Consider the following 13,759-nt stretch of genomic DNA (forward strand, 5'->3'; position numbering starts at 1 on the left):
CATCCGCAATACGGAGCCCATCACCATGGATGACGTCATCATCGTCGGCGGCAGCTTTGCCGGTCTCGCCGCCGCCCTGCAGCTCGGCCGTGCCCGTCGGAAGGTCACCGTTCTCGATACAGGCCTGCCGCGCAACCGCTTCGCCGGCCACTCGCATGGCCTGCTCGGCCACGATCACAAGCCACCGCCGGATATCCTGGCCGAGGCGCGGCGGCAGTTGGCGCGTTATCCTGCGATCAATTTGGTCAATGCCCGGGCCGACAGCGTTTCCGGCGCTCTCGACGATTTCTCTGTCGTCACTGGCGGTGGCGAACGCCTTGCGGCGCGCCGCCTGATCCTGAGCTATGGCATCACCGACCAGATGCCCGATGTGCCGGGCTTTGCCGAAAGCTGGGGCACGTCCATCGTGCCCTGTCCCTATTGCGACGGCTTTGAAGTCGCAGGCCAACATTGGGGCCTCGTCTGGTCCGGCCCGCAGTCACACAACCAGGTCAGGCTGTTCCACGATTGGACCGACAGGTTGACGGTCTTCGCCGATGGTCACGACATTCCGCCCGATACCCGGGCCGATCTGGAGCGTCGCAACACACCCATCGTCGACGGCCGGATCACTGAAATCACCCGTCATGGGGGCCATAACCTCACCCTCAAGCTCAATGTCGGCCCCGATGTCGCCGTCGATATCCTGTTCGCGCATCCGCGCAACAAGCCGTCCGCAAGCCTGCATGAATCACTGGGTCTCGCCACGGTCGATACGCCCCTCGGCATCGTCCTCAAGGTCGACGAGCGCCGCGAAACCAGCATGCCCGGCATCTACGCCGCCGGCGACCTCGCCAACCCCCTCATGGCCTCGGTCACCACGGCATCATGGCAAGGCGCGATGGCGGGTATCTTCGCCCAGCAGTCGATGCTGGTTTGAGAGCACAGATTGGAGATGAGCATGGCCGTCGAACCGGACAGCGCGGGTGTGCGCTTCCCTCCGCCCTTCGTCTATCTGGGAGCGCTGCTGTTGGGGCTGGCGGCGGAGCGGTTCGTCACCCTGCGCTCTTTCGGCATCGACTGGCGGTTGCTGGTCGCGACGGGCGCGCTGCTGTTCGTTGCCGGCGCGGCGATGATGCTTTTGGCGGCGGGGCTGTTCCGACGGCTGGGCACCAACATTCCGCCGTCGCAGCCAACGACCCTCATCGCAACGACCGGTCCTTATCGGTGGACCCGCAATCCCATGTATCTCGGCATGGCGCTTATCTATGCCGGGCTTGCGATCGGCTTCGACGGGCCGATCGCCTTCGCCTTGCTCCCGTTGGTGCTGATCGCGATCCAGACGCAGGTGATTGCCCGCGAGGAGCGCTATCTCGAAGCGAAGTTCGGCGACGACTACCGCCGCTACAAGGCCGAGGTTCGCCGCTGGCTCTGACTATTTGGTCACCGCTTGCCGCCACAAATGAGCCGTCGACGCACCGCACGCCGATGTCTGCTTTCGAGAAGCGGTAACCAAGAGCGGACAGACCGCCACCGGCCCCATTTCGGTCGTTTAATTATGCGCGTCGTGACGACCGCAATTGGCGCGAAGCTGATTCGCACTCTCTTCCCCCTGTCACACCCCTGTAAAACACCCGCTCTATCCCTCGGCGCCATCTTTCTCCCACCGAGGCCCCCCCATGAAAACGCTTTTCTCCGCCGTTGCCGCCGCAGCCGTTGCCGGCCTTCTCTCCACCGCCGCTTACGCCGAGAACCTGATCCTCTACACCAGCCAGCCAAACGAGGATGCGCAGGCGACGGTGGATGCGTTCAAGGCGGCGAACCCGGGCGTCGAGGTCGAGTGGGTGCGCGAGGGGACGACGAAGATCATGGCCAAGCTGATGGCCGAGATCGAGGCGGGCAATCCGGTGGCGGATGTGCTTCTGATCGCCGACACTGTGACGATGCAGCGGCTGAAGGAGGGCGGGCATCTGCTGCCGCACAAGTCGCCGGAGGCGGCGGGCTATGATGCGGCGCTCTATGATGCGGACGGCGCCTATTACTCGACCAAGATGATCACCACCGGCATCGTCTACAACACCGCCGCCCAGATGAAGCCGGAAGGCTGGCAGGATCTGGCCAAGGCTGAGGCGAAGGGCCTCGTCACCATGCCGAGCCCGCTCACCTCCGGCGCGGCGCTGATCCATGCCGAGACGCTCGCCGGCATACCCGGCCTCGGCTGGGACTATTACAAGGCACTCGCCGAAAACGGCGCGACGGCCGCCGGCGGCAATGGCGGCGTGCTGAAGGCGGTCGCGACCGGCGAGAAGGCCTATGGCATGCTCGTCGATTTCATGGCGATCCGCGAGAAGGCCAAGGGCGCGCCGGTGGAATTCGTCTTCCCGGCCGATGGCGTTTCCGCCGTCACCGAGCCGGTCGGCATTTTGAAGTCTGCGAAGAATGTCGATGCCGCGAAGAAATTCGTCGACTTCCTGATCTCGGAGGAAGGCCAGAAGGTTGCGGCAAAGATGGGCTATATCCCGGCCCGCAACGGCGTGGCGCTGCCGGAAGGCTATCCGGCCCGCGAGACGATCAAGCTGCTGCCGCTCGATGCCGCCGCGGCGGTCAAGAATTCCGAAACGGACCTGAAAACCTTCTCCGGCATTTTCGGCATGAACTGATCGCCTGATGACGCGAGCGGACGAGATCGCCCGCGGCCGGCGCGCGAGCGCTCCGGTGGAACCCGACGCGGAAGGCGGCTCCGGCTTCAAGTTGCTGGAGCCGCCTCGACGCGTGCTGTCGAGGGCGCGGCGCTCCGGCCCATTGCGGTTTCTCTTCGGCGGCGGGGAGGCGGCAGAAAGCCGGCCTCCCCAAACGACTCCCGCAAAACTGCCCGGCGAACTCACGCGCGCGTTGCGCGGCGTCGAGCTGCCGGCGGTGCCTTACGTTACGGAAGAACAATCCCCCGGGGCGAAGCTGGCGTCGCATGCCGATCGGGGAGGGCGGTGGTTCGCCTTCCGCGCGCGAAAACGGCGAGTGTCGTCCGACGAGCCGGGCTGGCTGCTGGCCTTCGTGCTCTGTGCCGTGCTCTTGCTCTCGGTGCTGCCGCTTGCCCGCCTCGCCGGGGCGGGGGTGAGTGGGCTTGTTGACGGGGAGGCGGCGCGGCTGATCTTCGAGCCGGCGACCTTCGCGGCGCTCCGCAACACGCTCATCACCGCCACCGGCGGCATGGTCGTCTCGCTCCTCCTCGGTTCGCTCTTCGCTTTCGCGGTGGCGCTCACCGACATCAGGGGCAAGCTGATCTTAAGCTTCGCCTTCATGCTGCCGATGATGATCCCGCCGCAGGTGACGGCGCTTGCCTGGGTGGAGATGTCCGGGCCGGCGAGCCCGCTTCTGAAGACGCTGGGGCTGGCGCCGCCGCTCGGCAGCCCGCAGCAGCCGCTCTATTCGCTTTCCGGCATCGCTCTTCTTTTGGGCGTGCAGCATGCGCCGCTCGTCTTCCTGGCGTTCAAGGCCGGGCTTGCGGCAAGCCCCCGCGACGGCATCGAGGCGGCGCGGCTTGCGGGCGCCGGACCGTTCCGCGTCTTCCGCGATATCGTGCTGCCGCTGGCCACTCCGGGGCTGATCGCCGGCGGAGCGATCGCCTTCGTCTCCGGCATCGGCAATTTCGGCATTCCCGCGATTCTCGGCATTCCCGCCGGTATCGAGACGCTGCCGACCCTGATCTTCAGCCGGCTGGCGAGTTTCGGCGCCGCCACCTTCGGCGAGATCGCGCTGATCTCGACGCTGATCGCGGCGATCTCCGCCGCCGGGCTGCTCGTGCAGCAACGCGCCCTTGCCGGCCGCGACTATCGCCTTATCGGCCATTCCAGCGCGCGCGCCGCCTTCGCGCTCGGGCGCTGGCGCATTGCGCTCGAGGCGCTGGTCTGGGCGCTGCTGGCGCTGGTGCTCGTCGCGCCCTTGCTGGCGCTCGTCGCAAGCTCGCTGGTGCCGGCCTATGGCGTGCCGCTCAATTTCGAGACGATTTCCTTCAGTGCCTATGGCGAAATCCTCTTCCGCCAGTCGATCACGCTGACGGCGCTCAAGAATTCGCTGTTCCTCGCCTCCGCCGCGGCACTCGGGCTGCTCACCGTTACGGTGCCAGCCGCCTATCTGCTGGTCAGCCGCAAAGGTGCGCTCGCCAATCTCATCGCTATCCTGATCGAGGTTCCCTATGCGCTGCCCGGCATCGTGCTCGCCGTCGCCTTCATCCTCACCTTCGCCGCACCCCTGCCGGTCGTCGGCATCTCGCTCTACGGCACGATCTGGATCATTCTCGTTGCCTATTTCTCCTCCTTCCTCGCTGTCAGCCTGAAGCCTGTCATGAGCGCGTTTCTGCAGATGGACCCCCCGCTCGAGGAGGCGGCGCGGCTTGCCGGGGCGGGTTTTTCCCGCCGCATGCGCGACGTGCTGCTGCCGCTGATTGCGCCGGCGGCGGGGGCCTCCATCATCCTCGTCTTCCTCATCGCGGCGAACGAGTTGACGGTCTCGGCGCTGCTCTGGTCGGCGGGTACGCAGACGCTCGGCGTCGCGATCTTCAATCTCGACGACAGCGGCTCGTCCGATCTCGCCTCGGCGCTCTCGGTGCTCGTCGTCGTGCTGGTCATCGCGCTGATGGCGGCGCTGGAGTTTTTTGCAAAGTACCTGCCGGAGGGCGTGCTGCCGTGGCGCAACTGATCCTCAATCATCTCACTAAGGATTTCGGAGGCGGCCGGCCGGCGGTGGCGGACGTCTCGCTGACGCTGCGCCGGCAGGCCTTCCTCGCGCTCCTCGGCCCCTCGGGCTGCGGCAAGACGACGGTGCTGCGGATGATCGCCGGCTTCGAGCAGCCGACGGACGGCTCGATCTCCTATGGCGAACGGCGGCTTTCGGACGCCGAGCGCGCGCTGCCGCCGGAAAAGCGCAACATGGCGATGGTGTTCCAGTCCTATGCGCTCTGGCCGCACATGACCGTCGCGGAGAATGTCGGCTATCCCCTGAAGGTGCGCGGCGTATCTGGTGCGACCTGGCGCAAGCTTGTCCGCGAGGCGCTGTCGCTGGTCAAACTCACCGAGTTTGCCGAACGGCGACCGACCGAACTTTCCGGCGGCCAGCGCCAGCGGGTGGCGCTCGCCCGCTGCCTCGTCACCCAGCCGGACGTGGTGCTGCTCGACGAGCCGCTCGCCAATCTCGACCAGCATCTGAGGAAGGCGATGGAGGAGACCTTCCGCGCCTTTCACGAGCGCTCCGGCGCGACGATGGTCTATGTCACCCACGACCAGGCGGAGGCGATGGCGCTGGCGACCGAAGTGGCGGTGATGTCGGAAGGTCGGCTCCTGCAGGTGGCTCCGCCGGCGGAGATCTATGCCCGGCCGCAGGGCCCGGTGGTCGGCGGGCTGATCGGCCGCGGCAGCATTCTGCGGCTAAGCTTGCCGGAGAACGGCGAAAGGCAGCTCGGCTGGCCGATCTTGCGGGCGGCGTTTGGTGTCGCAAGCGGCACGACGTCCGGCGACAAGGGGCCAGTTGCCGACGTGCTGGTGCGGCCGGAGCACGTCCACCGCGGCACCGACGGCATTCCGATGCGGGTCGTCTCATGCGTGTTCGAGGGGGAGCGCTTTGCGCTCAGTCTCTCGCTGCCCGACGGGCAGGGGCTGAAGGCCTATAGCAGTGCGGCGATGGCAGAGGGCGAGCTGATGCCCCTCGTCGTGAGCGGCGGCTGGCGTTTGTAGCCATAGAGTTGCCGCGGTTCAACTCTCCCTCGGTCATCCTCGGGCTTGACCCGAGGATCCAAGCGCAGCCGTGCAACAACGCGTCAGAGACGATTGGTTGATTATGGATCCTCGGGTCAAGCTCGAGGATGACGGGGAGTATACGAATTCCGCAGGCGCGGGGGTCGGCCAGGCGGCACCAAATTTATCAACTACAAAACCAGTTGTAAACTGCAATCAGTTGTGCCATGATTTTTGCAGGCAAAGGCCTGCGGGAAGCAAGGGAGGAGACAATGAAGCTCTATCAGGGCATGGGACCGAACTCCTATCGGGTGCGCATCTTCCTGAAAGAAAAGGACCTCGAAGTGCCGATGGTGGAGGTCGACTTCGCCAAGGGCGAGCACAGGGCGCCGGAATTCCTCAAACTCAATTCGCTCGGCCAGATTCCGGTGCTGGAGCTCGACGACGGCACGGTCATTACCGAAAGCGTCGCGATCTGCCGCTATTTCGAGGAGACCCACCCGGAGCCGCAGCTTTTCGGATCGGACGCCGTCAGCCGCGCCAAGGTAGAGATGTGGAACAGACGGGCGGAACTGGTAATCTTCGCCACGATCGGCAATGTCGCGGTCCACTCCGATGCCTTCTTCAAGGATCGCCTGACGCAGTTTCCGGCCTTCGCCGAGACCGAGCGGCAGGCGGTGCCGAAGAAGTGGGCCTGGCTCGACCGCGAGCTCGCCGACGGGCGGCCATTCCTCGCCGGCGACAGCTTCTCGATCGCCGACATTACCGCCGGCGTGTGCGGCTGGTTGGGCGAGGTCTTCGGCATGGAAATCCCGCACTCGCTTCAGAACGTGCAGCGCTGGAACGAGCGTGTGAGGACCCGGCCGAGCTGGAACGCCTGAGGGCGGAACGGGAGGTCGGACCGCATCCGGGTAAAACTGACAAGGTGCCGGTTCGCCCCGAACAGATGGTTCAGATCGGATGCCGCGCGCGCTGCGGGAACCTGCATGAGGCTCGCACGTTCCCTGTCAGCACGGCAATGACGATGCCGGGGAAGATGGCGGCAACGGAGGCGGCGCGCGCATGTATTTCATGGCCCTTGCGACGGACTACGATGGCACTCTGGCCGAATACGGTGCGGTTCGGCCGGAGACGCTGGAAGCTCTGAAAAGATTGAAGGAAACGGGCCGCAAGCTGCTGCTCGTCACCGGGCGCGAGCTCCCGGACCTAAAGCGGGTCTTCTCCCATCTGGATCTGTTCGACAAGGTGGTGGTCGAGAATGGCGCCTTGCTCTATTCGCCCGATACCGAAGAGGAGAAGCCGGTCGCACCGGCGCCGCCACCGGAATTCGTCGAACGTCTGCGGCAGAAGGGGGTCGACAACATATCGGTCGGGCGCTCGATCGTCGCCACCTGGGAGCCGCACCAGGCCGCAGCTCTGGAAGCGATCAATGAACTCGGCCTCGAACTTGAGATTATCTTCAACAAGGGCGCGGTGATGATACTTCCAACCGGCGTCAACAAGGCGACGGGGCTGAAGGCGGCGCTGAAGGAGATGCAGTTCTCCTTCCTTAATGTCGTGGCCGTTGGCGATGCGGAGAACGACCACGCGCTGCTCAGAATGTGCGGCTGCGGCGCGGCGGTCGCGAACGCCCTGCCGGCACTCAAGGATACTGCCGATTTTGTGCTGGATGGCGCGCGGGGCGAGGGCGTCGAGGAACTGATCGCCAAGATCATCGAGCGCGATTATGCCTCATGTGCCAATGCGCGCCACCAGGTTCCGGTCGGCGAGGACCAGAACGGGCCGGTGGCGATCGGACCGCCTGATGTCTTGCTGATCGCCGGAAGCTCCGGCATCGGCAAATCGACATTGGCAACGGCTCTTTCGGAGCGTTTGCGCGAGCGGCGCTTCCAGTTCTGCGTTTTCGACCCGGAAGGCGACTACGAGGATCTCGAAGGCGCCGTGACCGTGGGCAACGGTTCGACCACGCCGACGGACAGTCAGGTGCTCGAAATCCTCGCCAATCCGGACGACAACGTCGTGGTCAGTGCGCTTGGCTTCGAACTCAAGGAGCGGCCGTCCTTCTTCGCCAAGCTGATGCCGGGCCTGTCGGCGCTTCGCGCCCGGACCGGCAGACCCCACTGGCTGATCGTCGACGAGGCCCATCACCTCATGCCGGCGTCCCGCGACAGTGCGTCGCTGGCACTTTCGGACGACATCTCGGGAACGATCATGATCACCGTGCATCCGGACGCGGTCTCGCCAAGGGCGCTGGCGTCGGTGACGGCGGTGGTCGCCCTCGGTCCCAAGGCGCGCGAGGTGATCGAGACCTTTTGCGACGCCGTCGGCGAGGCGCCGCCTTTGGGCCTCGATCAACTCCCCGAAGACGACGAGGTGCTTTTCTGGCGGCGCGCGCCGGGCGCGCCGGTTCAGCGCATCCGAGCGGAAAAGCCGAAGCAGGTCCGAAAGCGCCATACGCGGAAATATGCCGAAGGTCATCTCGGCGAGGACGCGAGCTTCTATTTCCGCGGCCCGGCGAACAAGATGAACCTGCGCGCCCACAATCTGATCATCTTCCTGCAGATTGCCGAGGGGATCGACGACGAGACCTGGGAGCACCATCTGCGGGCCGGCGACTATTCGAAATGGTTCAGCGAGCGCATCGGCGATCCCGACTTGGCTGAGGAGGCCGCAGGGATCGAAGAGGATCGCTCCCTTTCGCCCGCCGAGAGCCGGAAAAGGCTCGCCGACGCCGTCCGCCGCCGCTACACCGCGCCGGCGTCCGAGAAGGACTGAGGCAGCGGCGGCGACGGGCGTTGCCGGTCTCACTGGAAGGGCGGGAACGAGCGCTTAGCGTTTCGGCTTCTGCTTCGTGCCGGCGCTCCTGCCGTCCGAGCTCTTGGAACGCTCCTCGAACCGATCGGCGCCTTTGGCGAGATCGGATCCCTTTTGCGCTTCCACTTTCTTCTCTTCTTTCGCGGCACTCTTGTGCAAGCCGCCAGCGGATTTCTTGCCCTTTGCCGTCGGGGCTTGTTCGACACCCATTGCAGCCACTCCTCATTCGATGGGAACGTATTGGAACGTGCGGGGAAGCCTCCTGTTCCTTCTCGCAGGATTGGTTTTCGGATTCGTGCCGCAGCGACGGAGACGGACGTCGGAGCCTGCAACTCTTGCTATCAATCCGCATACCAATTCGCCCATGGCACAGGTAGCTGTGGACTTGCCTTGATTTTGCCCCTCTTGCCTTCTCCCTGGCCTTTTTGAATTCCTAGAATGGAGGCTCGTGATTCGCGCCGCACAGCATTCGATCGCGTTTCCCGGGGCACGGGCAGCTTTCGACGGCCGGGAAACTGCCCAAGGAGAAGAGCCATGACAGAGTACAAGAAGCCGATCATCACCGAGATGCGCCCAAAAATCACTGTCATCGGCGTCGGTGGCGGCGGCGGCAATGCGATCAACAACATGATCACCGAAGACCTGCAGGGCGTGGACTTCATCGCCGCCAATACGGATGCGCAGGCGCTGGCCATGTCGAAGGCGGCGCGGCGGATCCAGCTCGGCGCGGCCATTACCGAAGGTCTCGGCGCCGGTTCGCTGCCGGATATCGGCAATGCGGCCGCACAGGAATCGATCGACGAAATCATGGATCATCTCGGCGGCACGCATATGTGCTTCGTCACCGCCGGCATGGGCGGCGGCACCGGCACCGGGGCAGCGCCGGTCATCGCCGAGGCGGCGCGGCGGGCCGGCATCCTGACGGTCGCGGTCGTCACCAAGCCCTTCAGCTTCGAGGGCAAGCGGCGCATGCAGACGGCGGAGTTGGGCATCGAGCGGCTGCGCGAAAGCGCCGACACGGTGATCGTCATCCCCAACCAGAACCTTTTCCGCATCGCCGATGCCAAGACCACCTTTGCCGATGCCTTCATGATCGCCGACCGGGTGCTCTATTCCGGCGTCAGCTGCATCACCGATCTCATCGTCAAGGAAGGCCTGATGAACCTCGACTTTGCCGACGTGAAGACGGTGATGAAGGGCATGGGCCGCGCCATGATGGGCACCGGCGAGGCGGCCGGCGAGGGCCGGGCGATGATGGCGGCGGAGGCGGCGATCGCCAACCCGCTGCTCGACGAGGTCTCGATGCGCGGTGCCAGGGGCGTGCTGGTCTCGATCTCCGGCGGCATGGACATGACGCTTTTCGAGGTGGACGAGGCGGCAACCCGTATCCGCGAGGAAGTCTACGACGAGGCCGACATCGTCGTCGGCGCGATCTTCGACCGCACCCTGGACGGCACGTTCCGCGTCTCGGTCGTTGCAACCGGCCTTGACAGTGGCCGCGGCACCGAGGCTGCGGCGCCCGAGGCGATGAACGGTCAGGCGGGAGCTACCACGCCGACTCGCACGCTGCAGTAGCGCTATCCCAGGAGCCGGTTTGGAAGCGGCGTGGATTTGCCCCTCTCCTCGGGTTTAACCCGAGGACTAGCCTTCTCCCCGCAGGCGGGGAGAAGGAGACCGGCAGGCCGGATGACGGGCCTTGCTGAAGATCATTCCGGCAGACCGGCGCGGTGCAGATCGTTTACGAAACGATCGATGAAGTCCACCGACATGGCCGGCACGTTGCCGAAATAGAATTCGGCGCGCGCCTTTTCTATTGTCATGTCCGGACGGCGGCAAAGAAGGGCGGCGACCGCTTCACGCGCTTCGACGCTTGCTCCCTCGGCGCCGAGGGCGGCTGCCAGCACCATGGCCGGCCAGAAGGTGACGTTTTCCTGGCGCAGTGAGGCGCGGGCGGCGGCGGCTGCTTCCGCCAGCCGGCCCGATTGGTAATGGGCGATCGCCAGCATGTTGTGGAAGGTCCAGAGATGCGGATCGCGCGGGCTCAACCGGAATGCCTCGTTGATCGCGGCGATGCCTTCCTCCGGATGTTCGACATAGCATAGCGCCTGGCCGAGGGCGAAATGGCCCTGGGCGAAGCTCGCGTCGAGCCGGAGCGCGTTGCGCAGATGGTCGATGCCGCGCTCCGGCTCACCGCCGAGCGCCAGTGCCCGGCCGAGCGCCAGATGCGCTGCGGGCTCGCGGCTGTCGAGGGCGATTGCCCGCTCGGCGAGCCGGGTGGCATCGCCGATCCGCTCGGCCCGTTCCTCCAGCGGCCCATACCAGCCAAGCTGGATATGGACATAGGCGAGCCGCGCATTGGCCTGGGCGAAAGTGGGCTCGAGGGCGACGGCACGCTCGAAGAGCTGCCTGGCAATCTTCAGGTCGTCGAGGTTGAACTTGTAAAGGTGCCAGAGGCCCTTCAGGTAGATGTTCCAGGCATCCATGTCGGCGGCGGTATGTCCGCGCAGCGCCGCGAACTCGATCATCCCGAGTTCCGGCTCGACGGTGCCGGTGATCTGGCCGGCAATCTCGTCCTGGAGGACGAAAATGTCGTCGAGCGTCCGGTCATAGCGCTCCGCCCAGAGCAGCATGCCGCTTTCGCCGCCCAGCAATTGGGCGGTGATGCGGATTCGGTCTCCTGACCGGCGAACGCTGCCCTCGATGACGTATTTGACGCCGAGGTCCTCGGCCACCTTCCTGACGTCGACGGACTTGCCCTTGTAGGTAAAGGACGAATTGCGGGCGACGACCCGCAGCCAGCGGCAGCGGGCCAGCGTGGCGATCAGTTCTTCCGTGAAGCCATCCGAAAAATGCTCCTGCTCGCCGACGCTCGAGAGGTTGGTGAAGGGCAGGACGGCGATCGAGGGGCGCTTGTTGTCCGGTACCGGCCGTTCATCCGGTGGCGGTGCGGCTGGGGCGGGCTCAGGCGCTTCACCCGGCTGCCACCGCCAGATGCGAATGGGACGGTGCATGTCGCTGAGTTTCCGCTTGCCGAAGTCGATGGCCGGGAAATCAAGTTTGGACGCGACCTGATCACGGACCTGCTGTGAAACGCAAATTCCCCCGGGCGAAGCAATTTCCTGGAGGCGCGTTGCGACGGTGACGCCGTCGCCATGAATGTCGTCGTCCTCGACGATGATATCGCCAAGGTGGATGCCGATACGCAATTCCAAACGCTGGACGTCGACCTTTTGGTTGTACTGCAGCATCATCTCCTGAACCGCCATCGCGCAGCCGACGGCGTCCACAACGCTCGCGAACTCCGCCAGCAATCCGTCTCCCGTCTGCTTAACGATCCGACCTCTATGCGCGGCGATCGTCGGGAGGATCAGCGTGCTGCGACAGGCCTTCAGCGCTTTGAAGGTCCCAGCCTCGTCGAGCCCCATCAAACGGCTGTAACCGACGACATCTGCATCCAGGATGGCTGCCAGCCGCCTCATGCGGCAATCTCCCGGACCTGGTGCGGTGATGGGCTTTCACGAATCCAAATCATGGGTGCGATCGATTCCGAGCCGCGGGATATCGGCGAATTCGCCGCTTTAGTTCTTTTTCCACGGGCGGAGCCTAGCAACCGCACGAGTGCCTGTGAAGTGGTATCGGCACCCTCAAAAGCATGGCGGGCGGCAGCCGAGCCTCAGACATGACCGAGTCTCCGACCGCTCGGTGTCATTTCCCGCGGCGGCTAACCCGCCAGATGATGTTGCCGACGTCGTCGGCAACGAGCAGGGCACCCGTCCTGTCGATTGCTACGCCGACCGGCCGGCCCATGGCCTTGTTGTCACGGCCGATAAAGCCGGTGAGGACGTCTCTTGGCGGCCCGTTGGGTTCGCCATTGCGGAAGGGGACGAAGACGACCTTGTAACCGCTGTAGACGCTTCGGTTCCAGGAGCCGTGCTGGCCCACGAAAGCGCCGTTGCGATAGCCCAGGCCCAGTGAGGCGCCCTTGGAGAATGTCAGCCCCAGCGAGGCGGTGTGCGAACCGAGCGCGTAATCGGGTTTGATCGCCCGTGCGACGAGGTCGGGACGCTGCGGCTTGACACGTTCATCGACGTTCTGGCCGAAATAGCTGTAGGGCCAGCCGTAGAAACCGCCGGCGCGGACGGAGGTCATGTAGTCAGGGACGAGATCGTCACCAATCTCGTCCCGCTCGTTGACGGCCACCCAGAGCTCGCCGCTTTCAGGGTTCCAGGAGAGGCCGTTCGGGTTGCGCAGCCCCGAGGCGAAGACCCGGGTGCGACGGCTTGCCCGATCGACCTCGAGCACGGCTGCGCGGTTTCTCTCCGCCGCCATGCCGTTCTCCCCGACATTGCTATTGGAGCCCACCGTAACGTAGAGCTTGCGACCGTCGGCGCTGGCAATGACGTCCTTGGTCCAATGGTGATTCAGATCTCCCGCGGGCAGATCGACGACTTTCTCCGGTCTTGCGGTGATCCGGGTCCGGCCGCTCCTATAGGGGAAGGCGACCAGCGCATCGGTGTTGGCAACGTAAAGTCTGCCGTTCGACAGCGTCATGCCGAAGGGCGAATTCAGTCCCGCGAGAAATGTACGGCGCAGGTCGGCGACGCCGTCGCCATCCGTGTCGCGCAGCAGGGTGATGCGATTGGCGCTCTTCGTCGCGGCACCGGCGCGCTTCATCGCGGCGTCCATCACCAGCTTGCGAAGGCTGAAGCCGCTATCCTTCTTTTCCGGGGCATTGCTTTCGGCGACCAGTACGTCGCCGTTCGGCAACACATGCAGCCAGCGCGGGTGGTCGAGGCCGGATGCAAAGGCATTCACCTTCAGCCCCTTCGCCGGCTTCGGCGTCGCACCTCCCGGCCAGCCCTTCGCCTCGGCAATCCTGATGGTCGGGATCAGCGTCGGTCTCGGCTTCGGCAGCGTGGGGTTCGGGCCGTAGCCGCCCGTCCCGGCAATTGCGCCCGTCCGTTGCGCGGAGACGCTGCCGCAGCCGGCAAGGAGCACGCTTACGAGGATGAAAATGACTGAATTACGCGGGAAGCCGGTCTTCATCGGATGCCCTCCGAATGTTTTGTGCCGCTCGGCGTTAGATGCGCGGCCGCTTCGCAATATTCCTCGTCAACCCACCAAACAGCAGCGTTCCCGCCTTGTTCCTGCAATCTTTGCGTGGGGCAGCATTCGGGAGTATTCTTCAATCAGCTCGAAACGACTGGGGCCCGACGCCTCGCAGTGGGCGCGCAGCCTCT

11 protein-coding genes are annotated in these 13,759 nt (G+C 64.9%); 8 read left to right on the top strand and 3 right to left on the bottom strand.

Annotation, left to right across the window (positions count from 1 at the left end):
• The first annotated feature begins 25 nt into the window (after nt 1–25).
• The 7 genes from CO676_RS08515 to CO676_RS08545 all read left to right on the top strand — a co-directional run bounded on the left by CO676_RS08515 (nt 26) and on the right by CO676_RS08545 (nt 8,480).
• Entirely contained in the window at nt 26–919 is an 894-nt protein-coding gene (locus tag CO676_RS08515; protein WP_097520399.1) for an NAD(P)/FAD-dependent oxidoreductase, read from the top strand.
• Nucleotides 920–940: 21 nt separating this feature from the next.
• Nucleotides 941–1,414 (top strand): isoprenylcysteine carboxylmethyltransferase family protein, encoded by a 474-nt coding sequence (locus CO676_RS08520; protein WP_013851161.1) that lies wholly within the window; start codon nt 941–943, stop codon nt 1,412–1,414.
• A 244-nt stretch (nt 1,415–1,658) separates the two neighbouring features.
• Nucleotides 1,659–2,639, top strand: a complete 981-nt coding sequence (locus CO676_RS08525; protein WP_097520401.1) for an ABC transporter substrate-binding protein — start codon at nt 1,659–1,661, stop codon at nt 2,637–2,639.
• 7 nt (nt 2,640–2,646) lie between these two features.
• Nucleotides 2,647–4,674 (top strand): iron ABC transporter permease, encoded by a 2,028-nt coding sequence (locus tag CO676_RS08530; protein ID WP_097520403.1) that lies wholly within the window; start codon nt 2,647–2,649, stop codon nt 4,672–4,674.
• Nucleotides 4,662–5,705 carry an ABC transporter ATP-binding protein gene (locus CO676_RS08535; RefSeq protein WP_041414501.1) on the top strand — a complete coding sequence of 348 codons (1,044 nt, stop codon included), beginning with the start codon at nt 4,662–4,664 and terminating at the stop codon, nt 5,703–5,705. Before CO676_RS08530 ends, CO676_RS08535 begins: the two co-directional genes overlap by 13 nt.
• A 272-nt stretch (nt 5,706–5,977) precedes the next feature.
• Entirely contained in the window at nt 5,978–6,586 is a 609-nt protein-coding gene (locus CO676_RS08540; protein WP_097520404.1) for a glutathione S-transferase family protein, read from the top strand.
• Between the two features lie 181 nt (nt 6,587–6,767).
• A complete protein-coding gene (locus tag CO676_RS08545) occupies nt 6,768–8,480 on the top strand; it encodes an HAD-IIB family hydrolase (RefSeq protein ID WP_014765035.1) in 1,713 nt (570 codons plus the stop codon).
• Nucleotides 8,481–8,534: 54 nt separating this feature from the next.
• On the opposite strand, the gene CO676_RS08550 is transcribed toward CO676_RS08545, so the two are convergent.
• Nucleotides 8,535–8,729: a hypothetical protein gene (locus CO676_RS08550; protein ID WP_014765034.1), complete on the bottom strand. Its 195-nt coding sequence runs from the start codon at nt 8,727–8,729 to the stop codon at nt 8,535–8,537.
• 324 nt (nt 8,730–9,053) lie between these two features.
• On the opposite strand from CO676_RS08550, the gene ftsZ reads away from it, so the two are divergent.
• Nucleotides 9,054–10,094 (top strand): cell division protein FtsZ, encoded by a 1,041-nt coding sequence (gene ftsZ / locus CO676_RS08560; protein WP_014765032.1) that lies wholly within the window; start codon nt 9,054–9,056, stop codon nt 10,092–10,094.
• Between the two features lie 131 nt (nt 10,095–10,225).
• Here the strand turns inward: ftsZ and CO676_RS08565 are convergent, their stop codons facing one another.
• Both CO676_RS08565 and CO676_RS08570 read right to left on the bottom strand, forming a co-directional pair.
• Nucleotides 10,226–11,998 (bottom strand): tetratricopeptide repeat protein, encoded by a 1,773-nt coding sequence (locus CO676_RS08565; RefSeq protein ID WP_097520405.1) that lies wholly within the window; start codon nt 11,996–11,998, stop codon nt 10,226–10,228.
• Nucleotides 11,999–12,224: 226 nt separating this feature from the next.
• Nucleotides 12,225–13,565 carry a sorbosone dehydrogenase family protein gene (locus CO676_RS08570; protein WP_097520406.1) on the bottom strand — a complete coding sequence of 447 codons (1,341 nt, stop codon included), beginning with the start codon at nt 13,563–13,565 and terminating at the stop codon, nt 12,225–12,227.
• Between the last annotated feature and the right edge of the window lie 194 nt (nt 13,566–13,759).

Source organism: Sinorhizobium sp. BJ1 (assembly GCF_002531555.1).
Lineage (GTDB): Bacteria > Pseudomonadota > Alphaproteobacteria > Rhizobiales > Rhizobiaceae > Sinorhizobium > Sinorhizobium fredii_B.

Bases quoted from the DNA above. Each gene is read 5' to 3' on its own strand.
- CO676_RS08515 (WP_097520399.1), top strand. From the start codon at position 26: ATGGATGACGTCATCATCGTCGGCGGCAGCTTTGCCGGTCTCGCCGCC.
- CO676_RS08520 (WP_013851161.1), top strand. From the start codon at position 941: ATGGCCGTCGAACCGGACAGCGCGGGTGTGCGCTTCCCTCCGCCCTTC.
- CO676_RS08525 (WP_097520401.1), top strand. From the start codon at position 1,659: ATGAAAACGCTTTTCTCCGCCGTTGCCGCCGCAGCCGTTGCCGGCCTT.
- CO676_RS08530 (WP_097520403.1), top strand. From the start codon at position 2,647: ATGACGCGAGCGGACGAGATCGCCCGCGGCCGGCGCGCGAGCGCTCCG.
- CO676_RS08540 (WP_097520404.1), top strand. From the start codon at position 5,978: ATGAAGCTCTATCAGGGCATGGGACCGAACTCCTATCGGGTGCGCATC.
- CO676_RS08545 (WP_014765035.1), top strand. From the start codon at position 6,768: ATGTATTTCATGGCCCTTGCGACGGACTACGATGGCACTCTGGCCGAA.
- CO676_RS08550 (WP_014765034.1), bottom strand. From the start codon at position 8,729: ATGGGTGTCGAACAAGCCCCGACGGCAAAGGGCAAGAAATCCGCTGGC.
- ftsZ (WP_014765032.1), top strand. From the start codon at position 9,054: ATGACAGAGTACAAGAAGCCGATCATCACCGAGATGCGCCCAAAAATC.
- CO676_RS08565 (WP_097520405.1), bottom strand. From the start codon at position 11,998: ATGAGGCGGCTGGCAGCCATCCTGGATGCAGATGTCGTCGGTTACAGC.
- CO676_RS08570 (WP_097520406.1), bottom strand. From the start codon at position 13,565: ATGAAGACCGGCTTCCCGCGTAATTCAGTCATTTTCATCCTCGTAAGC.